Origin of the sequence: Paenibacillus sp. M-152, from assembly GCF_003856555.1 — a bacterium.
In the GTDB taxonomy this organism is placed as follows: Bacteria; Bacillota; Bacilli; order Paenibacillales; family Paenibacillaceae; genus Paenibacillus; species Paenibacillus polymyxa_C.
Genome location: NZ_CP034141.1, coordinates 4,020,824 through 4,044,868 on the forward strand (window position 1 = coordinate 4,020,824; position 24,045 = coordinate 4,044,868).

Consider the following 24,045-nt stretch of genomic DNA (forward strand, 5'->3'; position numbering starts at 1 on the left):
TTCCAGCCCAGGGATCGGTTCTATCCAATCCGCATCCTAATAATATGTTCCAGTGTGATTCCGAAGTTATCCGCTGTAAATAGTATTCTAAGCTGACTAAAAGAGGGCACTGTCACAATTTCCTCTCCTACTTCGGGGTACCGTCGTAAGATTAAATCGGACCACACTTCAGATACAAATTCATCGTTGCTTTTCAATTCAAATCGTGGCAGATGACTAATCGACTCAGATCGCTTTTTGCCAACTGCCTCTGCATCTTCTTCTTGCTTCCCGGATGCGTAAGGGTAGAGCAGATACATACCAAAATGATATAGATGAATATCTATCTTATTGTCCATGAGCTCGTCCACCAGGTACTTGAGCATTATGAGACGGTCAGGCTTCTTTTCGGCATTCAAAAAGATATCATATCTGTGTCTCAGGTTTCGAAAGAATCTTTCCAGGTATTGGTATAAATATAAAAAATCCCCCTTTTTAAGTCCTCAATTATTGGCATACATATCGATCTGCACCCGGCTGCAGGCTAGCCACTTCTCCAATCGATCAAAAACCTTAATTTCAAATCCCGATTCATTTCTCCATACTTCAAACCGGATGTTCTCCTCTACCGCCGGCCCTCCAATTGTAACTTGATCTCCTATCAGCATACCTTCAAGATTAGCTTTTCGACTTAGGCTTAGTTTCATAAAACTCATCCTTTCCTTATTAATTAAGTCCAACTGATCGACTCCACAGCCCGTAGCAGTTATTCAATCAATCTTTACTTGTTGCAGGTGTAAGGCTTTTGCCGAAGCCCAACCGCCGATGATAAATTGACATCGGACAATTTGTCCGATATAATCAAAACAAAACGGACAAACTGTCCGAATTTATAATATGAAGGGTGAAACTGGGATGTATATTAAAAAGTTGTATTTTTTACCTGTAGGTGAATGTTTCCTAGATCAATCGGCAGTTAATCGAACCCTTGCCCCCGGGGAATTAGTCGGAATGCCTGTGTGGTCTTTTCTATTGGAAACGACCAGCGGGCCGATACTCATCGATACGGGAATGCCCGACGCTTTTATCAACAATCCCGATTACTACAAGGGGACTAGACGTGAAGGGCTCGTCGTCCCCAACATGTCTGACGGCGACTCGATCGTAAATGTGTTAAAGCGTGTCGGTTATCGACCTGACGATATTCAAATGGTCATTAGCTCCCATTTACACTTGGATCATTCTGGGGGAAACGGGCATTTCCGCAATACGCCGATCCTTATTCAAAGGGCAGAGTATGATGCGGCCATAAACAATGAGGATTACTCTCCATTAGAGTGCAGGCTGCCCGATTTACAATATCAAATCATTGAGGGTGACCATGAATTGATTCCGGGGGTTCAAATTTTATTCACTCCGGGTCATTCCCCTGGCCATCAATCAGTCCTTGTCACAACGGAAAAGTCGGGTCCAGTGCTACTGACAATTGATGTTGCTTATACTCGGGAGAACTTCGAGAATAGCGTACCGTTCTTGACATTCGATCAAGAGATGGCTGCCAAATCGATTACTCGCATGCAGGAGTTAATTCAGGATGTTCGGCCGTCCTATGTTTTCTTGGGACACGATAGAGATCAGGCGCAAAAATGCCGCACCTTTCCTGACTTCCTGTAATGGAGGGACAGGCTATGGATACTCAATCAATGGCTTTATCCGGCAATGAGCGGAAATTAATGGGGACACTTTGCTTGCTCATTATTTTCGGAAACATCAATATGACCATGTTTAATTTGTCTATACCTTCGATTTCCGCTGACTTTGCCCTGACCTCCTCGCAGGTGAGCTGGGTTATGGTCGGTTACAGCATTTTGATGGCTATCGGCGCCGGTACTTACGGCAAGTTAACGGAGTCCTTTTCCTTTCGCCAGCTGTATGTCATTGGTTTGATCCTTTTAGCTTTCGGCTCTATGATAGGCTTTTTTTCAACTTCATACTTGCAAGTCATCACTGGAAGACTGCTGCAGGCAGCAGGGGCCTCATCCATCTCTCCCCTGTCTTATGCGGCAGTAACCCTGTATTTTAAGCCTACAGTCAAGGGACGGGTGCTGGGAACCTTATCCGCCACAATTGCCTTTGCTTCCGGCTTCGGGCCTGTGTTCGGCGGTTTCGTGGAGCAATACTTTGGCTGGCGTGCTTTGTTCATCGTGTCCAGTCTGAGCCTATTTGTTATCCCTTTGATATTCAAGTATGTTCCTGACAAGAAACACGACCGCGGTTCATTCGATTTTCTCGGAGCTGTTTTGTTCTCCGCGGGACTGGCGTTGGTGTTGCTAGGGGTTACGAACTATTGGTTTATGCTCATTGCAGGAGCAGCAGTTCTTCTATGGTTCGGTACTCATATTCAGAAAAAAGAACATCCATTTATCGATGCATCTTTCATGAAAAATGCTCCTTACCGACGAATTCTAGGGATTGGATTCCTTACCTTCGTATGCAACACGGGGTTAACCTTTACTCTTCCTGTCATGATGAAGAATTCCTTTCATTTACCAACTAGTAAAATCGGTCTGCTGATGCTTCCCGGTGCCGTCTGTGCAGCCTTGCTCGGATCCCGGATCGGAGGTTGGACAGATCGTTTCGGAAGCTCCCGCGTGCTTGTCATATCGCAAAGTCTCGTCATCAGCGGATTTATACTACTGGGGGTATCCGTACATTTGCCGCCATGGATCGACGCTTTATTGATCATTATCCTTATGATTGGATTCAACGGTGTCCTCACCTCTAGCAGCAATTTAGTTTCGACGACACTCCGTTCGGCTGAGCTGGGTGTGGGGATGGGTATTTTCACACTGGCCTATCTCCTAGGCGGAGCATTCGGCCCTGCGCTGGTCGGCCGACTGATTGATCTAAAGATGCCTTTTTTTGTTGTTTATTTTACCATTTCCCTGTTGGCAATCCTGACATACTTATTCGCAAGAAAAGCAAATCCTAGCGGAAGCTATGGTAATTAGTTTGGTAGACTTACGACATGTCCGAAAGATATGGAGGATGAATAGATGAGTAAATTAAATTTCCAACTGTCCTTTGCTGCTATTCATGAGCTGGCCGAGGGGATCCGAACAAGGAAAATATCCCCGGTAGAGATTACAGAACATGCGCTTCACCGCATCGAACGTTTGAATCCGAAACTGAACGTTTTCGTTACCCAAACGTCCGAACTGGCGATTGAACAAGCGAAGCAATCGGAACGCGATATTATGCATGGTCGGTACAAAGGGCCCCTTCACGGGATTCCCATCGTTCATAAGGATCTATATTACACTAAAGGGATCCGAACAACTGCCGGTTCAAAAATATTGAACAGCTTCGTCCCCGATTACGATTCGACGGTTGCAGCTAAGCTACATGAGGCTGGAACAGTTCTGCTAGGCAAAGTACAGACTCACGAGTTCGCTGCGGGATTGACAACAACTAGCCCGCACTTCGGTCCTTGCCTCAATCCGTGGAACACTGAACTTGTAACGGGAGGTTCAAGCGGCGGTTCGGCTTCTGCTTTAGCGGCTGGACTTACTTATCTGGGCACAGGCTCGGATACCGGAGGTTCGATCCGCATACCCGCTGCTTTGTGCGGTGTCGTAGGGATGAAGCCGACGTACGGTCGGGTCAGTCGGTATGGTATCATTCCAATGGCCTGGTCATTGGACCACCCGGGTCCGTTGACCCGCTGTGTCATGGATGCGTCCCTGTGCTTGGATGTGATGTCTGGCTTCGATCCAAAGGATGAATCGACTGTCGATCTGCCTGCGCCAGGTATCAAGATGTATCCGAATGGTCTCAGGGGTGTGCGTATCGGATTGCCGACAAGCTACTATTACGAGGATTTGATGCCGGAAGTGGAAGCTGCGATGAAGGCCGCTATCAATAAATTCCGAGAACTGGGAGCAGAAATCATCGAAGTTAGCCTGCCCCTGATCAAACATGTTAGAAGTGCGACGATGGCCATTATGATGACGGAAATGTACTCGTACCACGAGAAGTGGCTTGAGACAGAATTGGAACAGTATGGACCGGACGTCCGAATGTTTCTTGAAAGCAGTAGAGATATTCCGGCTTCCATTTACCTTCAGTCTCAGCGGGCCCGGCAACTAATTGTCAATGATTTTTTGAATGCATTGTCCAGAATCGACATCTTGTTGACGCCGGCAACACCGATCACTGCGCCGCGTGCAGATGATGATGCTAGTGTATTCAGATTGAACTCATTTACGCTTCCGACCAATTTGACTGGCTTGCCTAGCCTGAGCATGCCTTGCGGCTTCTCACCTTCCGGTCTGCCGATTAATATGCAATTGATTGGCCGCCCCTTCGAAGAAGCGACAGTACTAGGTATCGGCAATACTTATGAAATGAATACAGACTGGCACAAGAGACATCCGGATTTGTAAGCCTGACTATATTTGATGGAGGGTAATCTATGGATCAAAAGCAACTTAACTCTGAAGTTAGCAGGAAAGCATCAACCGTAACCGGAACAGATACGACGAGCGACAAGAAAAAAGCATACGAGCAGTTTATTCATACGATCGCAAGTTTAAAGGAACTGGACCTATCGGGCATTGAACCGCATTTGCCTCCAATTTACAAAAAGCACTATACCAAGAAATAAAAAATAGCTCATCGGTCACCCAAATGAATGTATTTTTAATTTTTCACGAAATGTATTATAATTATGAAGACGGACAACATGTCCTATACACGAAAAACGGACATATTGTCCGTTTTTCGTATTAAATAACAGTTAAATTAATGATGAAGGGAGATGTTTATGGTGAATTCAGAATCGCAATCTGTCTCTCTGAAAATTCCCAGAGAGGAGTTAAACCGAAGACGAATTTTGGCGGCGGCTAGAGAACTTTTCATCAAAAACGGTGTTTACAATGTCAATATGCATCAGATTGCGAAGACTGCTGGAGTAGGACAAGCAAGCCTATACCGCCGCTACTCGGATAAGGGCGACATATGTCAGGAGATCGCGTATGAAGAATACCAACCTTTGTTTGATGAAGTTCAAGTATTTCTTGATCAATCCCCAGAAACCGCTGCCTTGGATCGGCTTTACCATGTAATCGTAAGATATGTCTCTTTTTTAGAAGCGAAAGTTCCTTGGCTCTGTGAGGTCAGCCGGGCCTCAACCGGGCATCGTCCGTTACAATCTCCGTTATGTCAATGGATGCGCAATATAAGCAGAAATCTGCTAAATGAGGCCGTTGAACAGGGAGACGTATCCGGGGTGGACATTTCATATACTATTGAAGCCCTGCTGGCCGTGCTTCACAATATCGATTACCATCTCCAAGATGAAAGCTTTACAAGCCAACGAGTTCTTGATGGATTACACCGCATATTTATTGAAGGTTTAAGAGCTAATAGACATTAATTGAGGGGCTGGCCACAAAGCCACATAACATGGATGAGGGATAGTCCTGCGTAACTCCTCTTTTTATCTCATAATGGTATATTGAATGTATAAAGAATCCATATCCTTTCAAATGGTCGGGTGGTACCTCCATTTTACCCAGGAACGGTTTCTTATTGTTTTACAATTGGAGAATAGGACGTCCCTAGTCATTTTTATGACTTATGGGACAACCCTTTTTTTCTGCCAATGGCTGCTATGCGAGTTGAAGAGATTTGTACAGCACTTGGGGATTTTATTAAAATTTAGTCTATCTTTCTCCTTACGGATATACAGTAATACTTCGGGCATAGATTTATATAAAGTATGGTAAGATACCCCCGTGTATTCTAATACTGTACAAACTGTTATCCGGCCGGCTTTTTGGAGCAAATCGGAAATCACGAAGTCTACATCAGCCTTATATTTATTGATTCTTTCCTGTCTAAGTTTCTCTTTAGTTTCTTCTATTTTTGAAGCTATTTTATTGTTTAATTCGTTATAATTCGTGATTATATTGCTATAAGACATCCCTAAAAATGTGACTACATCCCTTAAGGTAATTTGTTCATGATCGTGTGTTTTGATGTACTCATTTGCAAGTGACCAAAGATATTTTTCCTTTAACTTTTTCTTATTGTGGTTTTGCTTTCTAATTGCTTTAGAGATTCTATTACCCAGTCCGTTTACTCCCAAAGCAGAAAATGGAATTTTTAGATATCGAGCAATTGCCTTATGAGATATTTTAAGATTTTCATACACAAATGTTTAAAGAGCTTTCTCCAATTGATCTACAAGTTCAGCACTGTTATAATTCTGACGTTCTATTGTTTTCCTTTGATAATGTTCTTTATTCAAATAGGGCATTAAATATAAAATACCGTTGCACAGCAGGATCAAATAAATAATAGTAGAACGTTAATATTCCAACCTAAAATCGCTCTTGAGTTCTGTAGTAATCCGAGTTTACCCTCCCAATTTAAATGCCCTCTAAAAATCTGTACCAAATCACTACTACATGTTCTGGTTGGACCGAATTTTTTAGATAACTCCCTTGACAAAAGCTTATTTTTATTTAAATATCCCATGATCTTGTACACAGTATTATTGGACCTTCCTAGTCGACGTGCTATTTCACTCACCGATTGTGTATTCTTTAGAATCTCCCGTGTTCTCTTAATCATACCAACCCAGTCATTAATTGATTTCCACATGTTATCTGAGGTATCAATCCCGTATTCCATCCAACATACTGTACAGAGGGAATGCCTATTATATTTCTGACCTTGTACCATATGTTAGCATATATAGAATATATATAGTAAATAGAAACACAAAAAAACCAATAGAAACAAGGGGTTTTGTTTCTATTGGTTTAAAAATGTCTCAAACATATACCCAAAAATGTCTCAGTTATCAACCAAATCAGTCTCAATTATTACCATTACTCACAGCCCCCCTCCCTAATTTTGGTTATTTCATTTGAAGCATATTATAAATCATCTCAGCAGCTTCCGCACGCGTAACTTTCTGTTTGGCACGGAAGCTGCCATCTGGATATCCTTGCACTAAATTAATCTCGGTTAGGCCAAGTACATCCTTCCTGGCCCACTCTACGATTTGAGAGGAATCTGAGTATACACTGCTTTCTTGCTGTGGTGTTGCCTTGATAATGTTATTCACCATTTTAGCGGCCTGCTCCCGGTTTATGACCCGATCTGGACCAAACATTTTGCTGCTAAAACCTCGAGCGACTTGATCCTTAATTGCTGTTTTGAGTAGATCAACGTACCACGCCGATGGATTAATATCCTCGAATTCTAGAGCCATATCCGTTTCGAGCGGTAATTTTAGAGAACGAACAAGCATCGAAGTGAATTCCATACGTGTTACAGGTCTGTTTGGTTCAAAAAGCGTGCTGGATGTCCCTTTTACTACGCCCAAATCGGCAAGCGCATTTATTTTCTCTCTATTAAATACCCGCTCGATGTCACTAAAATGATTTGGCTTCGTCTCGATTGTTAAGCCTTGAAAGAACTCTGTTTTTGTTTCTGTCGGCTCCTCTACAACAGTCTGAATCGGTTTTGCACTCCCTGCGCCTCCTGCTCCACCACCTGTATCCACAGTGTTCCCTGTAGTTTTGCCGTTTGCTTGTTTTGCCTTCGTGCGTTTTCCTTGACTATTTTCTGCCCAAAGTTGAACGGTATACAATTGCTTCTCTCTCAGTTGTCTCCAGATAAAACCTCGATCCTTGCCACGATATAGCTCAGTTCCTTCTTCACTTGCGAGGACGAAAATATCATTTTCATGTTCTGACTCCCAATGGATGATAAATTCACTATTCGTTGTTTCTGTCTTCGAAAACGCAAACGCTGGAGACGGTAGCGTCTCTACCTGACTTTCTGTTCGCTTACCTTCACCGCTTGTGTTCACTGGCTTAACAGTAATACGAGACAATGTAGAACTGTCTAAACCGTCTACTTTAAACTCATGAGCAATCGTATGACCGATAAGCATCTCATTTTTATAGACATTATAAGCATCTGCACCTGGAGCTTCTTGCCACGTAATAAGCAGATCGGTATCCGTTACGCTTTTAACAACCAAGCTACGATCTGGTATTTGACCTGGCAACGCGCGATACGTAAGAGGAGTTATGTCGCCTTCCCCCGTTGTATTCATCGCCTGTATACCAAACGAGTAAATTATACCGGGCTGGATGTCTGAAAGTATAATATAAGTCTTTCTAGTGTCAAAAACTTCCCCTGTATCTTTGCGGATTACAGCATATTGTGAAGTGCTCTTGATTGCATCCCAGGTCAGTGAAATCCTTCCATTCCCAAGTTCCGTGACTTTTACATTTTGTACCTGAGGCGGAAGTGTCAGCAGTTGACCCAACGCTGGTGGGCTGTAACCACTGCTGTTCCCACTGCTCACTTGAAAATCGTAGTTTTTCCCACCTGCTAAACCAGATACAACTACCCGTGCTTCCGTACTATAATAATTTTGACCGTTGATTGTTACCTTATATTGAGTTGCCCCATCAACCGGAGCCCATATCAATGTGGCATTATGCTCGCGAACATCTACAGCTGCAAGTTGTATAGGTGAATTAGGTAGTGTTACTACGTTGATAGATGTATCCCGACCCGTACCACTTCGATTGTAAGCCCGAATTTTAATATTGGCAGATCTGCCTGCTGGCAAGCCCTCAAAAGTATATGAACGGATACCACGCGGAATCTGCACCTTTGGTTCATCGTTAACATTCAAGATGTACCCTTCAGCCCCCTGTACATCTTGCCACGCTACACCGACAGAATATACATCCTTGGTTACACTTGAAAGTGTAGTTACCCGATCTGGCAATGTCATAACGCCGAGATGAGCGTAGTCTCCAAATCCTGTTGCATTTTCGGCAGATATACGATAGCTATACTCCGTTCCTGCCTGAAGCTCAGTATCGGTAAATTCTGTATCCACATCGTTATAAACCGAGACCTCGTCTCGCTCAAGGGCGTAGTAGGTGGCAGTGATTACAGAATTCCACTTCAAGTCGATTCCATCTTCTCTTACGGTTACATTTCGGAATCCGCTTGGGCTGTCTGGTAGACTTAAAAAAGATACATGCTTTGCTGCCCCCTCTCCCGTGTCGTTTATAGCGGATACAGAAACTTCGTAATACTTACCAGGCTCCATTCTCTTAATTGAGTTATACACATCCTGTGTAACCGTATCCTTAAATATGATTTCTCCCGTACTTGCGTCCGCTGCTGTAATACTATATTTATTAGCTGAAAATACTGGCATAAAGTCGGCCATAATTTCTGCTGAATGACGAGAGACTGGTCGCAACTGGACGTGATCTGGGGCATCAGGTAACGTTAATACATGCACTCGATTGGAATACGCATTGCCACCTACATAATTACTACAACGCACTTCATACTCATATTCATGTCCTCCTAGTAGCCCTGTATCTGTAAAAGAATTGGTTGGATGGCTAACATCCCAAACCTCATTTGTTGTTAGATTCCGGACTGTATAGACATAACCATCGTTAAGACCAGAGGGTAGAGTCCATTGCAAATCAACCTCTGTGTTGCGTACAGATGTTGCCGACAGTACAACCGACTGCGGTTGCTTTTGAATGCGAAGTGCACTGCTGACCGTTTCGTAGATGTTTCCTGCCTGGTCTTTTACCTTCGCATGGACATACCATTCACCTTCATTTGAAAGATCCAGCTGGACTATGGGATCGGCTGCAGTCTTCCAGTTTTCTGGTGAATCGGGACTGTTCGTGACTTTATACTGCATTGTCGATGGTTCAATCCCCGAATGCTGGTCAGCATATTGTATCTTCACGTCAATATGGGTATCCTTCCATTCACGCGAGTTGGGTGTCAGTTGGATGCTCGGCTGTTCCAAATCGATATAAGTTTTTGCAGTCACCGGAACGCTTCGATTTCCAGCTGCATCTACAGCCTGAGCAGTTACTTCTACAATCCCCGAACTATTTAATATTCCCGATGAACCAGGCACATAAGCGCCAGAGCCCAATTGATATTCATAATGTACGGCTGTAGTATCCGTTGCACCTGAGAGCGTAAATTGTACTGGCTTATTGATATATCGGGTAGGATTCGTTACCTCAGAAAACGCAACTTTCGGAGGGGTTGGTTTGGTACGATCAATCAGGACCGATTGAGTCACAATTGGACTAGACACATCAAGATTATTGATCGTCCGCGCTGATAGCTCATAACTCCCTTCTGCATTCAATGTAAAAGTGCCATTGTATGTCAGCCACTCCCCTGTTGGACTCAAACGATACTGTGTCATCTTAATTCCATTTGTAGAGTCACTTCCTGACTCAATGGCAATATTCACATCACGGTTTGTTGGACCTGTTTCGCTAGCCCGTATAAGAGGAGCCGTCGGCCCCTTTTTATCAATCGTGACTTCTTTGCTTACCTCCCGGCTCACATTACCGACGCTATCGATGGAACGAGCATATATCGTGCTTTTGCCGTCTTGATTCACATGAAACACTCCACCGTAATCCTGCCAATCCTGATTCACAACGCCGGTCAAACGAAATTGAGTATGAGCTAGTCCAGAATAATCGTCTGCACCCGGTTGTAATAAAACGGCATATTCATTACTGTTTCCTGTTACGTCTATATTGGGGGGAGTGGGTGGCATCCTGTCTATCCGGGCATTCGCGGAAGAAAGACCACTATACTGGTTATTCACATCCACTGTACGAGCATAAATTGTATTTACACCATGGTCATAAACAGTGAAAGGCCCGATAAATTGCTGAAATGCTCCTCCATTCAGGCTATATTCATAGTATTTTAATCCTTCAGGAGCTACATCTCCATCGATCCACACGGTTACAGGCTTTTTGGTCCACCCTGTAACAGCTTGTCCCTCTGCGTCTGCGTGAATCTGGGGTGGTTTAGGCATCAAGTCTGATTTGGGAATAATACGGATTCCAAACCTGGATATTTCATTACTTGTCTGTTGACTAGTTCCCATCGCTCTGAAATATCGAACATCCCTTAATGTAATAGAGTCGGTGATATCTATCCATTTTCCCTGGTAATCGCTATTGGCATAGAATTTCGTTACATTAGTCCATGTATATAAATTCGTTCCGTTAGGTCTCCAACTGTCGCCTGCTGCGGCATTTGATGTATATATATCGGTATGATAAGACCCCTCAATGTAAACAAAAACCCTGTAATCAGAAGTCTTAATAGATCTTCCAATATCAATAAAACGATTTGTCGGCTGTGCCGTCCCATCACATTTATACCTTGCCGAGCCCATGCCAGTGTATACTTCCGTTGCTCCTATCCCACTTCCTGACCAAGAGCCCCAACTGTCGCCCCCACCTGGCAAATTGCTTTGGCAAAAAGGGCCTCCTATGATTTCTTGGGTAGCAGCTGATACCCTTTGCGGGAATATAGGAATGGTCATCAATAAGAGGAGTAAAGCCAGTGCTCCATACACCCATTTACTGTGCTTCCTAACCCTTCGTTTATTTTTTCGATACATATCACTTCTCCTTACTTTATTTTATTTTCAAAGATTTCTACGTACTCGCTTTGACTAAAATAGAAAAAGCACCCCAAACCAAGGCAATAATGCCTAAGTTTGAGGTGCTTCCTCAAGTTCACGAGTATGTTTTGAAGCTATTATACTTCGTTCCAAGCAGGATGTAAACAGAACAGCAAAATGAACTGTAATAAATTCTCGAATTTCTCATCTCAGCGATCGTTTTGAAGTTTTAATCAACCTGAACACCCAAGTTTCGAAAAAATCCCCGCATATTCTGCATGTAAGAGTCCTGAGCAGGAGAAGATTCCTTAAGAAGATCTTGCATACTGTTCATAAACGCAGAAGCTGAGGATGTATCCGCTTTGTCAAACTGATTCGTTAATTGTGGTTTATTTAACAGCTCTTCAGTCTGTTCTGTACGCTCTTTGTATTTATTAATCCAATCGGGGTTTTGAGGAACCTTTTGTGCAAAACTCAACAGCTCGCTTAATCCATTTCCTCCACCTTTGATGTCATTCATGAACGCAGTATATTTTTGAGGATCTACCTGTTTCATCACTTCCGATAGTTTAACGTAATCCTCAGGGGCACCTATCGGACGATCTGCTGGAGTCGTGTAGCTAATATCCCCGGTCTCTGAATCCATAGTTCGTGTCAAGGCAATACCAGCTATCTGGTTCATGGTTTTCATAAATTCCTTGGCTTTATCGCCTTCCATGTAACGATCTGCAATATACTTGGATTGGGAAACTCCCATTTCCAGCAGCACCGCGCGCTGCTTCTCATCCGTTACCGTTCCGTCGACGATAAAATTGGATTGAATCATGTTGTATACTGCATTGGACACTTCTTCCGGCTGATCTTCCAAAACTCGGTTTAATGCATCATTGATCTGTGTTGTGCCAAAATACTTGGCAGCATGCGACACGATGGCCCCTTCAGCCAATTGTCTGCCGGCTTCACTAATCTCTACAGAATCCTGAACGACGAACCTGGAGAATTTTTCTTCATGTAGCTGGGGGGATGGAACTTGCTTGCTTGCCGGATTGATCCGTAAGCTACTAGAGCTAAGAATCGCTTGTTGTGCTCTAAGAGGTTCAAAATTCATCCTATTTCCTCCTGTCATGTTTGTAACAGGCAATCTAAGGCGTATGTACAATCTAATGTAACCCTGTCGCTATATATATCGGACAAAGCATATATGGAATGAATATATGCTTTGTCCTAAAAATGAACAATTTTTGAAGCAAGCTCCTGACTCTGAATGTAATTGTTAAAACAAACAAGCTGACGTTGTCATTGCTTTATAGAACAGTATATCAACCGCCATAAATGCTATAAGCAAAGTGGTATACAATATCTGTGGCTGTAAGCGAAGTACCTGACACCTGGGCAGCTACACCTGAAAGATCATAATAATGTGTAAAGCTTATGGGGCCAGACAAGTATTCCGCAATACTTCCCGTAGAATGCGGTAGAGAAAGGGTCACACTAAAGGCTCCATTTTGATCCGTATAGCCAGTGCCTGTACGAGTTCGATTCCCGCTGCTTTCAGTCCAGTTCTGGTTCAACCATGTCACATTAACTGGCGCATTTGCTACTGGATAATTATCCGTTGTAGTAACGACACCCTTTACAGTCAGGTTGGTATTTCCATTAACCCGATAATGGCGACCATAAGAGTAGGATGGATAGTCATTCGGACCGTTTTTAGAGTCGTAACCGTTAATTACAATTTTACCAGCCCGAAGTACTGGTTTAAGTGTCAGTGCATATAAGTGATCAGCTGAAAACTGATTTGTGGTGTACACTCGCACATAGTAGGTTCCCGTATTCAAGGTAACATTATGATTGGTTTGCGGTAAAAGTACCATTTGGTTGCCACTAAGAGCCCCGTAAACTTCCGCTTTGTAACCGTAGCTTTCCGAAGTGCTGTCTAATTTGACATTCAGAGCATCATAATTGCGATTCGCAGGAATTGTGACTTGATACCAATCGTTGTCAATTCCTGAATGAATGGAGCGTGAATTAAGGGTAGATCCCCCTGTACTAAATGTAAAGTTATAGGCATGAAAAGCACTCTCATCTGGTTCATAGGCATCATATTGGGAGTTTACATCCACGGTTAAATAGAAAGGATCATTTATGCTCGATCCCTTTTTGGAATGGACTGCAATTGCGTAAGCTTTCTCAGATCCGGTAGCATTACGGCTTCCTACGTTTTCAGGAAGTGATGCAGACCCATGTTCATACTTGTTAAAATAGGTCCCGTAGGTGGAGGCATCAATAGCATTGGGGTTAATATCCCCTGTCGTCATATCAAATTCGTACAAATATAAGTCATAGTCAAGCTGTTCTGAAAATGGACCATCCAACTGTGCCTGCAACAATTCACCTGGCTTCACATAAATCGGATATAAAAACTGCGTGCCTCCCTCTTCTGTAATCGTACCGGAGTACGTAGCAGAGGAAGCTGTAGCTACCGTTGGACTTGCTTTCAGGGAAGGAAGGGTCTCCTTTTTCAAAGAGAATGTCTCTGGTGCTTTGAAATTGATATTTTCCTGCATGTTATAAACTGAGGATGTAATACCTTCAGGCTTGTCCACCCGGGTTAGATGCTCAATAACATCTTCGTTATTCGTTGTTAGCTGAAAACTGGAATCAGCTTCAACAGCTTGTTTTTCCTTGTTCATCTCTGTGCCTTGACTCGCGTTTGCAGTCATCCCAAAAGCAAACAGGAGCATCAAGCTTAGCATAACTGAAATAGCCTTTCTGAACCTCTTCATACTGAAATCCCCTCTCAAATGGTTTAAGGAATTCCCGCTATTCCCTGGAGAACCAGGGCAATTCTAGGCTGTTGTCTCTATCATAAAACATTCTTGGTTCTAATGGAATATAATGACTAAATATTTTTTAGTCTTCATTCCCTAAAATAGAAACCCCTAGAGTCAATAGATTATATGATAATTCTGGGACAATAAACTTATTCTAGACACTATTTTACCATAAAAACCCTACCAATCTCTTGTTTATACGATATAATAAATAGATATGGGTAGTACTTTTAGCCTATATCAGCGTCGAATTACCCATAAATATACATAAAAAAGGGGAATACAGATGAAAAAACTCACCGTATTTATGCTAGTATTGTGTTGCTTTTCAATCTTGTCAGCTTGCTCTACCGATCCAGTAAAAAAAGATTTAATTACCTATGTGAATGACGGAATGCTTCCGTTAGCACAAGATGAAAAAGCAGTAACTGAAAAATATGAATCCGTGACAGGGGATAACTTCACAGATGATGAAACACTATATAATACGTTACGAGATGATATTATCCCAGAATACACCAAATACCTGGATAAGGTTGAAGCAGTAAAGACGGAAACTCCTGAGGTACGAGCTGTCCACGAAACCTACATCAAGGCAGTTAGCACTCAAAAGGAAGCACTCATTACGATGGTCGATGCGTTGGAAAAAGGGGATCTGAACTTAATTAATGAGGGTAATACCAAGCTAAGCGAGGGTAAAAAGCTATTCAGAGATTTTGGTGAACAGGTTAACACACTTGCCAAAGAGCACGACGTGAAGATCAATAAGAAATAAATTTTAAAGCTCCCGTCTGGGGAGCTTTTTCTATATCCTAGGAATACTCGAAGCAAATTACCGCTTTCTTTAATTCTCGATCATAAAATAAGTAAACCGTATCAGCTCCAAACGCTTGAAAATAATACCCGGTGAAAGAACCGATATATGTAAATGTCTCACCATTGGTACGTTTAGGCACATGAAGCAAGTTAGTTTGCTCGAACTTAAGCATCTCTTCCAAGGATTCGTCATATTCCTTGATGTAGCTTTGAGCCTCATCAGACTGAAATGCGATATCATCCAGAATACCGTTGACTTCGGGAAAGCTTAGCCCCCAGCCACTGGATTGCTTTTCCTCAAAATCGTGGGTGAGCTCTTCCACAGACTTTTTGGCCTCTCCAAAGGAGGAATAAGGATAGATTTTATTATTTTCTAAGAAAAATGCTTTGCGAGCTTCGTAATCTTGTTCATTAGCTGTGTACACCTGCTCCAGTCCGTCCAACGCCATGACTTCTCTCTTCATACGTAGGTACGCTTTATCCCCGGTAGATTTCAGCGCTTCATAGGTAGCTTCCAGCTGCGCTTTCTGATGAAGACTAAAATAATTCCAGTCTGCTTCGAATTTGTATTTGCCGTCAATTACATCGAATCCCAGCATATCTTCCTTGGTATATAAGGTATGAAATTGCTGAGTATTTTCACCCACACAGCCTTCGTGGATTTCTTTTACGGAAACAAAATGAAGCCACTCGTCCTGCTCTGGAAATAAAAATTGGAGATTAATCGAGCAAATTGGCAGAAAGTGCTTGCGGTGATGTTCAAGATCGCTGGCAAATACGTCCTCGTATGCTGGAAAACGTTTGATAAATCTCTCTGGTATGTTCATGGATGCTCCTCCTAAATTATACGGTTCTATGGTTGCTTTTCGATCCGAAACGTCCCCTCACTCGAAATCACGCTGTAAATTTCATCAAATCCTTCTTCGTAACTTGGGACCTCTAGTTTACTCATTACACTTTTAATACCGATTTCAGGAATATACTCTTTGCCTGTGCGCTGCTCATTACGCTTAATAGATTCAGCACAATCAGGTTCAAAGTAGTAGCCAATGATTTTAAATCCCTTGTTTTTACAAGCATCTATATATTTCTTTCGTTCTTCGACTGTGGGATTTGTATTGTCCACTACAAAACGCTGCATCGTTTCGATGGAGGTCTGAAGGTACATATTTTCCCTATTTCGTGTTTTAAGCATATCAAGATTTATTCGCATATGTGTTTTGAAGAATCGTTCTTTATAAAAAGTCGATTTGCCCGAAGCCTGAATTCCTATAAAAATGACACACTCCAAACCTCACACATCCTTGTTCAGGTATACATATTGGTTAATATAATCTCTATTTTGTGAAAAGATTGGCGTGTCATGATCAACATCCCACTTGCTTCTGACGGCTTCTCCTTTGTTATACTGTTGTTTGGTAATACAGATTCCCCGCTTTTGCCAGACCGGAAGGTCGTTCCAGTTCAGTCCTTTTTCCACAAAAAGCTTGTCTTGGAGCTGACTTCCGTTCAATCCTTGTAGTTCTGAATGCTTAAAATGAGCTTGAGCTACCATAGAAATGCTGTTTTTAGTAGCATCTTGTTGTCTCCATAGAAAGTAGTTGGCAACCTCATCGTGAGGCAAAACCCATGCTCTTGCATCAAAAGTGGCTAGAGGCTTATCCGGATAAACTTTCTGGATTTCCTCATTAAATTTGGCAGTAGCCAAAGAGGCAGATATAGACACCATCTTTTGAAGATTATTTTCAAACCATGATTGTGTCGTTAATTTGTCATAATTCGTAAGAAGCAGAGAGATTTCATCACTCTGATGGTACACCAGTTTACAGCCCATAATATTATAGGCCAAATATTTGCACGTCTCCCATAATGCAAAGATTAACTTTTCATCAAAAGGTTTCGCCATCCCACGTGTAAAAGTATGAAAATGAGCACCATCGATTCTGATAATTACGGGTAAACGGCGGGGCAGACTTAATCTATAAGCATTTTCATATTCCTTCATTCTATTTCCAAAATCATCTTTTTTCATAAACTATGTAGCTCCTTCACTTTTCATTGCATCCAAACATCGAAATCAATCAAAGGTGCAGCCGAACTCTCCAACAATATGGATATTGTGGGTTCCAATTTCTTTTTATTTCACAGCAATATTATCCTCGAACACAAAAACGGAGATGGCTATATCCTCCTCCACTTTAATATCTGAAAAAAGATGCAGTAAGCGGGAATCCATATACTCCTCCAGTTCTTTATTGAACTGTACAGGATAGATTTTTTGTACCATTTTGGTTCGAGCTGCATGCACCATCTCTCTTCCTGCAACCTCTTGTGCAAGAAATTTTTCGGATGGAGTTAAATTGCCGTATAGCATTGTGATGGCCATATTATCTACAAAGGTTGTATGTATGCGTTCCGGGCCTTTTCCAAATAGCTCTTTACGTACTTTTCGAATAATTTCGTTAAAACCCGTTTCCTTTCTCATATCGCACCGCTCTCCTAAATCTACTAAAATCCTTGTTACTATTTCCATCATAACCGATTCCTATCATATAAAACAGAGATGAAGCGAAAGTGATTCTTGGAACATGCTTACCATTGGACGCATAGAAAAGAAAACACAGCCCGCCCGATCGGACAGACTGCGTATATTACTGAATCCAAACAGACTAATCTTTCACCAATCGATTCGACAGCATCAACATGATAAAAGAGAATAAAATAATGACGGCTACCCAACTCCAGGAGAGTGTCATATTTCCGACCTCGGACGCGGTGTAAATCGCCGTAGGCAGGGTTTGAGTCTGTTCAGGAATATTACCCGCAAGCATCAGCGTAGCTCCAAACTCCCCTAACCCTCGGGCAAATCCGAGAATGTATCCTGAAATGAGCGGTCGGTAGGCAAGAGGCACCGTAATATGGCGAAACACTTGCCATTCATTGGCACCTTGCGCACGTGCAGCCTGCTCTACCTCGGGATCTACAGCTTCAAAGCCTGCTTTGATCGTCCGATAAGCCAGTGGAAAAGCAACAACTACGGCCGCCACCACTGCGGCTCCCCACGTAAATACAATGGTCTGCTGGAACAGGCTTTCAAAGGCAGTGCCAATCCAGCTTTTCCTTCCCAGCAAGATGAGCAATATAAAGCCGACAACAGTGGGCGGCAAAACGAGCGGAAGAAGTAGGACGGTCTCAATCACGCTGGTTCCTCTCCGCAGCGAGCAGTTCGCCATCATCCGAGCTACCACAGTAGCTAATAAAAAGACAATAATGCTGGCAACGACAGCGACTTTGACAGATACGATAACCGGAGGAAGAAAAGCCGACCAATCCAACGGGACCCCCTCCTTTATCTGTGAATTCTATTTCTTTTCTGTTGGAGCTGAAAATCCATCTTTACTGAATACGCTCATGGCTTCATCTGTACGCAGAAAATCGACGAACTCGCCTGCTTCTTTGCTGTGTTTGGTTGCTTTTACAATACCTTCTGGATACAGGATAGGTGCATGTAATTCCTCAGGTACTTCTAGTGCTACGACTGTTTTATCGGATGATTTGGCATCCGTCAAATAAACAAGTCCAGCATCGGCATTGCCTGTTTCAACATAGTTTAATACCTGTCTTACGTCTTTGGCGAATACCATTTTCGGTTCCAGCTTGTCCCACAACCCGGCCTTTGTCAGCGATTCTTTGGAATATTGTCCGGCTGGAACGGTAGTAGGCTCCCCAACAGCAAGCTTTAGGAAAGAAGGATTTGTCAGATCATTGAGTGTAATACTTTTATTATCCGTGCTGTTCGCCTTATCTTGCGGAACAACCACAACCAGTTTATTTTGAAGCAGTACGCTATCTTTTTCCACTAATGAAGCATCGGTTAAAGCCTTCATTTGCTTCATGCCTGCCGATATAAATACGTCAGCGGGTGCACCCTGCTCAATTTGTTTTTGTAAAGTACCGGATGAAGCATAGTTAAAGGTAAGCTTGATATCTGGGTGCTGCTTTTCATATTGATCCTTGAGCGTATTCAGACTATCTTGAAGACTCGCAGCGGCAGATACAATCAACTCTGTTTTGGGTGCGGACGGTGTCGACTGTACAGCAGCCGGAGACGAACACCCAGCCAGAACCCATGCCAACAATCCAACAAACGTGAATATGTACCCGAATCTCTTTTTCAATTCGTTTTTCCCCTGTCCTCTAAATTCCGAAATGAGTTGACAATGCAATCTCATAACGGTCCAAATCTATTGGGTCAACCCAAATATTTGTGATAAATAGATCTTGCCTCGGCGATATCCTTGGTGCCATGGATCAGAACACGTCCATCCTGAAAAAGAACCAACCGATGCGCTCCAATGACAACGGATACTAGATATGGATTATGCTCCACTTTGCCCCCTTGGCGGGATAGCAGGCGTGCCGCTTCGTTCAGATCACGTACAGCACGCGTGACTGGTCGGATCTGAACCGTATCACGTCCGCACAGTACAGCCGTTTTAGCCTGATGCTCCGATTGTAGAAATGGATACACTGGATGCTCACCACATGTCGGACAATCTATTTTTTTCATGGCGCTGATCTGGATCGCCTGATGTTGATTATTCCATAGATCGAAGGAAATCAGCTTGCCTTGTAAGGCTGAATTGTCCCCAGTCAGCAGCTTCAATGCTTCGGCACTTTGGTAAGCTGCCACCATTTGTACAGCTGGACTAATGATACCGACCGTATCACAGGTGGCACCGCCGAGCGGTACAGTTCCGAGCAGACAATGCAGACAGGGTGTCTGTCCTGGAACGATCGTAAAGGTTGTCCCGTAGCTACCAACACACGCTCCATAAATCCAGGGGATTTGGTGCTTTACAGCGTAATCGTTCAAAAGCAGACGTGTATCGAAATTATCAGTGGCATCTACGATGAGGTCTACCCCTGCGGCAATATCGCCGATTTCCTCCAGTGATACATCTTGGACTAGCGCACGGATGTCCACGTCCGAATTGATTTGCTGCAATCGCCTCTGGGCGGCCACTGCCTTGGGTATCTGTTCATGGGCATCCGCTTCGTCGTAGAGCTGCTGGCGTTGCAGGTTGCTCCAGTCTACATAATCTCGGTCTACCAACGTCAACCGTCCGATGCCTGCTCGCACCAGCATGTCCGCGTTCGCAGTTCCCAGTGCTCCAGCACCTACCATTAATACATGCTTGCTGCGGATATTTTTTTGTCCTGTCGGCCCGATTTTTCCGAATAATTCTTGTCTTGAATATCGGGCGTGAGACGCCTGCGTGTGTGCTTTTGCATCAGCATCAGTTATTGGGTCCTTTTTCATTTCAGACATGTTAATTTACGCCCCCATACTTCTTATCCATTAATTGCTGCAAGTTGATCAGACAAGATAAAAGTCCAGATGTCCCGCCTAACTCGAAGTTATGGGGTGTTATGAGGATTCCAGCCACCTAGCTGGTGCCCCTTCCATTCCGAGCCGTCTTCCCACACTTCCTTTTTCCAAATCGGTACGATTTGCTTCAAGCGTTCAATAGCATGGCGACTGGCCTCGTAGCAAGCATCACGGTGCGCAGCAGAAACAGCAATCACGACACTGGTCTCTCCAATCCTTACCGTACCAAGCCGATGTGTAATAGCAGTGCGCGTTGACGGCCAACGATCTGCAATTTCGTCACCTATCTGCTTCATCGTGTTCATGGCCATCGGCACATATGCTTCATATTCAAGCAGCACCGTTCGCTGACCTTGTGTAAATTCCCGAGTCGTACCATTAAAGGTCAATGAAGCCCCATGTGAAGGGTCGTGTACCTTGGAGGTTACCTCATCGGCATCAATCGGATCGTAGGTAATAGCGTATAAGCCACATTTTGAAACGACCGTCTCCATTCCGGGTGCTGACTGATGAAGAGCAATTGCGTCTGATGGAAGCACAAGTTCATCTGGAGAAGCCAACTTCTTATGATGGGTAAAAAAAGAACCTGACAGTTGTGAAGCTATCTTCGGGTACAGCTCATTCAGCCTTGTTCGAATGTCTGCAATGGTCACCGTTTCCTGTGAAAGTTCCATAGTGATCACGTCACCAAATTGTTCCGCCATACCTGCGAATAATTGAATATGATATTGCATTATGCACCCGCCCCCCTTTAATACACCCTATCTATCGAATTCACCTGGCCTGTTATTGAAACTCATCCTCCTGAAACCGGAGGAATAATCGCAATCTCATCATGTATACTAACCAGATCCTCAGGAGCGGCGTAGGCTTGATTTCTGGCAACAAAAGCCCCCTGCAACTGGGCCGCTGCTTCAGGGAAATATTTGGACAGCAAGTCTTTTAATTCGTTGATGGTCATCGTTTCCTGATCAGCAGACACCGTGATCATAGGCTTTCCCATCAGTTCTGCAAGTCCGGCAAATACTTGAATATGATAGTTCATTAAGTAGGTTCCCCCCTTTCAGTACAAGAATGACCATCGCATATACACCAAGAAAAACCAACATGAACTAATACCTCGAAAGGTTTTATTCCATGCTGGTTAACGACGATGGTCTACATTGATTATTTTTTATATTATATTTTAGATTCTACCAGTTCATCAATCCGCTCCGTGTGCGTGTACACGTTCAAAGAACGACTTCGTATAAAACCGACGGTAGTAATCCCGAGATCCTCTGCCAATTCAAGTGCAAGCTCTGTGGGAGCTGACTTGGACAAAACAACCTCACAACCAATTTTCGCAACCTTCAACAAAATTTCAGACGAGATGCGCCCACTGAATACGATGATTTTATCTTGTAATATAATATCATGCTTTAGGCAGTACCCATAGATTTTATCGAGCGCATTGTGTCGGCCGATATCCATTCTGGACAGGATTATTCCGTCTTTATCACACAGCGCAGCATTGTGAACGCCACCAGTCTCCTGAAACGTATGTGCCGAGGTTTGCATCAAATTCATCAGCCGAAAACAGTCATCGAAAGATACCGTAACATGGGCATCATTCATTCTTTTTGCCACTTTGGCATCATTTATAAAGTAAAATCCCTGTCTACTTTTTCCGCAGCAGGAGGTAATGTATCGTTTGGAATGAAAGTTTTGATAAAACTCATTCATCCGACGGGTTTTAATATGAACAAATCCTTCTTTTTCCTGAACCCAAATATCTTCGATATCATCATACCGTTGAATGACGCCTTCAGAGGCCAAAAAGCCTACTGCCATATCCTCTACATACTCTGGTGTACAAACCATGGTGGCAAATTCCTGCTGATTGATTTTAATGGTCACCGGATACTCCGTCACCACTGTGTCTTCAAAACGCTTGATCTGACCGTCCCGGTAACGTAGGATCTCGCGTTTTACCTCAGCCGGCTTTTCCATGTGCTCAACTCCCTTGTTTCTGACAGGCTGGCTCTTTGGTTCACCCGCCGATATGTGACATTTCAATTTTGGACGATGCTTGCTTTGTATGAGTCAACCGTTCCTCTGAATAGCGGTCGGTACGTCCTCTCCATACACGCTCAATGTAAGATCTAATCTCATCATCGGATTGCTCGGACCGCAGCATCGTGCGAAGCTTGTACCCTTTAGACGCAAACAGGCATGTGTACAAGGAGCCCTCAGCAGAAATTCTCGCCCGTGTACATGTGGAGCAGAAAGCGTCCGTAACGGATGAAATAATGCCGATTTCCCCGTCTCTGTCCAGATACCTATAGCGCGTCGCTACCTCACCTTTGTACTGGGGTGGAACAGGTTCTAACGGCATGTGCTCGTGGATCGTTTCGATGATCTGCTGCTTGGAAACAACCTGATCCAATTTCCAGCCATTGGTGTTGCCTACATCCATAAATTCAACAAAGCGCAAAATATGCTTTTTCTTTTGAAAATAGTCGGCCATGGGCACGATATCCTGATCGTTAAAGCCCTTTTGCACGACCATATTTATTTTCACCTGCATTCCCGCTTGAGCTGCAGCCTCAATACCTTCCAGCACCGCCTTTACACTGCTTCTCCCCCCGTTCATTCGGCGGAATCGATCATCATCAAGCGAATCCAGACTAACTGTCACTCTCTTCAGCCCCGCCTCTCGCAGTGACGCTGCATACTTAGGCATAAAGACACCGTTCGTCGTCATAGCAATATCTTCAACCCCATCGAGTTGAGTTAACGAATGAATGAGCGAGGACAGATCTTTTCTCAGCAACGGCTCACCACCAGTAATGCGAAGCTTTGTAACACCTAGCGAGACAAAGATACGAGAGAGGCGGGTAATTTCCGCAAAGGTCAATATTTTTTCTTTTGGCAAAAACGGATAGTCATGGCCAAATATTTCTTCAGGCATACAATATCGGCACCGAAAATTACATCGGTCTATGACGGATATTCTCAAGTCCCGTAACGGACGATTCCATTGATCGTCGCTGCGGTTCGCCATCCCGTTCACCTCAATCCGTCTTCATTAATAAACCTCTTTAAACTCTAAACTGAACCAAAAAACCGGCATCACAACAACTTCTTCGCTTATGAATACCGAAGAATCTGCTAAATGCCGGTTAATTTATCTACATCAGGATTTTACGAATCCTCACATCATGTGATATAGAAAAATCAAACTAACAAGCGCTGCGCCAAATAAAATATACGCGATTCTCACGTACACTCCATTCACGAATGCTCTCAAATAGATACATTCCTATTGTTAGCAATCCTGGAACGTTTGTCAATGATTTTTCGCTTTCTCAATTGATAATCATTATCGATTAAAAATTTTAATAAATCACCGTTGAACTATCTTAAATTTTACGCTATAGTTACACCAGATGACATGCAGAAAATGACATATTCAATTTATTGATATACAGACGGTGCGTACTGTCTGGTATTAATAC

At 43.3% G+C, this 24,045-nt stretch carries 22 protein-coding genes; 6 read left to right on the forward strand and 16 right to left on the reverse strand.

Features of this window, described 5'->3' with window-relative positions:
• Positions 1-20 precede the first annotated feature (20 nt).
• Together EGM68_RS17465 and EGM68_RS17470 are read right to left on the reverse strand one after the other, a co-directional pair.
• Complete coding sequence (locus EGM68_RS17465) at positions 21-338, reverse strand: hypothetical protein (RefSeq protein WP_240664062.1); 318 nt, start codon at positions 336-338, stop codon at positions 21-23.
• A 144-nt stretch (positions 339-482) separates the two neighbouring features.
• The gene (locus EGM68_RS17470; protein ID WP_129549656.1) at positions 483-686 is read right to left on the reverse strand and encodes a hypothetical protein; all 204 of its coding nucleotides are present in this window, start codon (positions 684-686) and stop codon (positions 483-485) included.
• Between the two features lie 208 nt (positions 687-894).
• On the opposite strand from EGM68_RS17470, the gene aiiA reads away from it, so the two are divergent.
• From aiiA to EGM68_RS17495, 5 genes are all read left to right on the forward strand, one after another.
• On the forward strand, positions 895-1,653 hold the full coding sequence (aiiA, locus tag EGM68_RS17475; protein WP_129549657.1) for a quorum-quenching N-acyl homoserine lactonase AiiA: 759 nt from the start codon (positions 895-897) through the stop codon (positions 1,651-1,653).
• Positions 1,654-1,667: 14 nt separating this feature from the next.
• Positions 1,668-2,990, forward strand: a complete 1,323-nt coding sequence (locus EGM68_RS17480) for an MFS transporter (protein WP_129549658.1) — start codon at positions 1,668-1,670, stop codon at positions 2,988-2,990.
• Positions 2,991-3,035: 45 nt separating this feature from the next.
• Positions 3,036-4,424 (forward strand): amidase, encoded by a 1,389-nt coding sequence (locus EGM68_RS17485; RefSeq protein ID WP_129549659.1) that lies wholly within the window; start codon positions 3,036-3,038, stop codon positions 4,422-4,424.
• Positions 4,425-4,453: 29 nt separating this feature from the next.
• Entirely contained in the window at positions 4,454-4,645 is a 192-nt protein-coding gene (locus EGM68_RS17490; RefSeq protein WP_025675168.1) for a hypothetical protein, read from the forward strand.
• A gap of 159 nt (positions 4,646-4,804) precedes the next feature.
• Positions 4,805-5,416, forward strand: coding sequence for a TetR/AcrR family transcriptional regulator (locus EGM68_RS17495; protein WP_129549660.1), 612 nt, complete (start codon positions 4,805-4,807; stop codon positions 5,414-5,416).
• A 1,491-nt stretch (positions 5,417-6,907) separates the two neighbouring features.
• On the opposite strand, the gene EGM68_RS17505 is transcribed toward EGM68_RS17495, so the two are convergent.
• The 3 genes from EGM68_RS17505 to EGM68_RS17515 form a co-directional block, all read right to left on the reverse strand.
• On the reverse strand, positions 6,908-11,500 hold the full coding sequence (locus EGM68_RS17505) for a fibronectin type III domain-containing protein (protein WP_129549662.1): 4,593 nt from the start codon (positions 11,498-11,500) through the stop codon (positions 6,908-6,910).
• A 232-nt stretch (positions 11,501-11,732) separates the two neighbouring features.
• Positions 11,733-12,611, reverse strand: a complete 879-nt coding sequence (locus EGM68_RS17510; protein ID WP_129549663.1) for a hypothetical protein — start codon at positions 12,609-12,611, stop codon at positions 11,733-11,735.
• A gap of 211 nt (positions 12,612-12,822) precedes the next feature.
• Positions 12,823-14,289 (reverse strand): Ig-like domain-containing protein, encoded by a 1,467-nt coding sequence (locus EGM68_RS17515; RefSeq protein ID WP_129549664.1) that lies wholly within the window; start codon positions 14,287-14,289, stop codon positions 12,823-12,825.
• Positions 14,290-14,623: 334 nt separating this feature from the next.
• On the opposite strand from EGM68_RS17515, the gene EGM68_RS17520 reads away from it, so the two are divergent.
• A complete protein-coding gene (locus EGM68_RS17520) occupies positions 14,624-15,112 on the forward strand; it encodes a hypothetical protein (RefSeq protein ID WP_013372241.1) in 489 nt (162 codons plus the stop codon).
• 37 nt (positions 15,113-15,149) lie between these two features.
• On the opposite strand, the gene EGM68_RS17525 is transcribed toward EGM68_RS17520, so the two are convergent.
• The 11 genes from EGM68_RS17525 to moaA all read right to left on the reverse strand — a co-directional run bounded on the left by EGM68_RS17525 (position 15,150) and on the right by moaA (position 23,591).
• A complete protein-coding gene (locus EGM68_RS17525; RefSeq protein ID WP_013372242.1) occupies positions 15,150-15,980 on the reverse strand; it encodes a hypothetical protein in 831 nt (276 codons plus the stop codon).
• A 26-nt stretch (positions 15,981-16,006) separates the two neighbouring features.
• On the reverse strand, positions 16,007-16,444 hold the full coding sequence (locus EGM68_RS17530) for an AAA family ATPase (protein WP_129549665.1): 438 nt from the start codon (positions 16,442-16,444) through the stop codon (positions 16,007-16,009).
• A gap of 3 nt (positions 16,445-16,447) precedes the next feature.
• Positions 16,448-17,185 carry a tRNA(His) guanylyltransferase Thg1 family protein gene (locus EGM68_RS17535; protein ID WP_129549666.1) on the reverse strand — a complete coding sequence of 246 codons (738 nt, stop codon included), beginning with the start codon at positions 17,183-17,185 and terminating at the stop codon, positions 16,448-16,450.
• Between the two features lie 105 nt (positions 17,186-17,290).
• Positions 17,291-17,638, reverse strand: coding sequence for a Na-translocating system protein MpsC family protein (locus EGM68_RS17540; RefSeq protein ID WP_013372245.1), 348 nt, complete (start codon positions 17,636-17,638; stop codon positions 17,291-17,293).
• 184 nt (positions 17,639-17,822) lie between these two features.
• Positions 17,823-18,488, reverse strand: coding sequence for a molybdate ABC transporter permease subunit (gene modB, locus EGM68_RS17545; protein ID WP_129549667.1), 666 nt, complete (start codon positions 18,486-18,488; stop codon positions 17,823-17,825).
• 27 nt (positions 18,489-18,515) lie between these two features.
• Complete coding sequence (modA, locus tag EGM68_RS17550) at positions 18,516-19,331, reverse strand: molybdate ABC transporter substrate-binding protein (protein ID WP_129549668.1); 816 nt, start codon at positions 19,329-19,331, stop codon at positions 18,516-18,518.
• 74 nt (positions 19,332-19,405) lie between these two features.
• On the reverse strand, positions 19,406-20,485 hold the full coding sequence (locus EGM68_RS17555; protein ID WP_434063631.1) for a thiazole biosynthesis adenylyltransferase ThiF: 1,080 nt from the start codon (positions 20,483-20,485) through the stop codon (positions 19,406-19,408).
• A gap of 89 nt (positions 20,486-20,574) precedes the next feature.
• Entirely contained in the window at positions 20,575-21,279 is a 705-nt protein-coding gene (locus EGM68_RS17560; protein ID WP_129549669.1) for a molybdenum cofactor biosynthesis protein MoaE, read from the reverse strand.
• 62 nt (positions 21,280-21,341) lie between these two features.
• Positions 21,342-21,590, reverse strand: a complete 249-nt coding sequence (locus tag EGM68_RS17565) for a MoaD/ThiS family protein (RefSeq protein WP_058829937.1) — start codon at positions 21,588-21,590, stop codon at positions 21,342-21,344.
• A gap of 134 nt (positions 21,591-21,724) precedes the next feature.
• Complete coding sequence (gene fdhD / locus EGM68_RS17570; protein ID WP_013372251.1) at positions 21,725-22,537, reverse strand: formate dehydrogenase accessory sulfurtransferase FdhD; 813 nt, start codon at positions 22,535-22,537, stop codon at positions 21,725-21,727.
• Between the two features lie 40 nt (positions 22,538-22,577).
• The gene (moaA, locus tag EGM68_RS17575; protein ID WP_129549670.1) at positions 22,578-23,591 is read right to left on the reverse strand and encodes a GTP 3',8-cyclase MoaA; all 1,014 of its coding nucleotides are present in this window, start codon (positions 23,589-23,591) and stop codon (positions 22,578-22,580) included.
• Between the last annotated feature and the right edge of the window lie 454 nt (positions 23,592-24,045).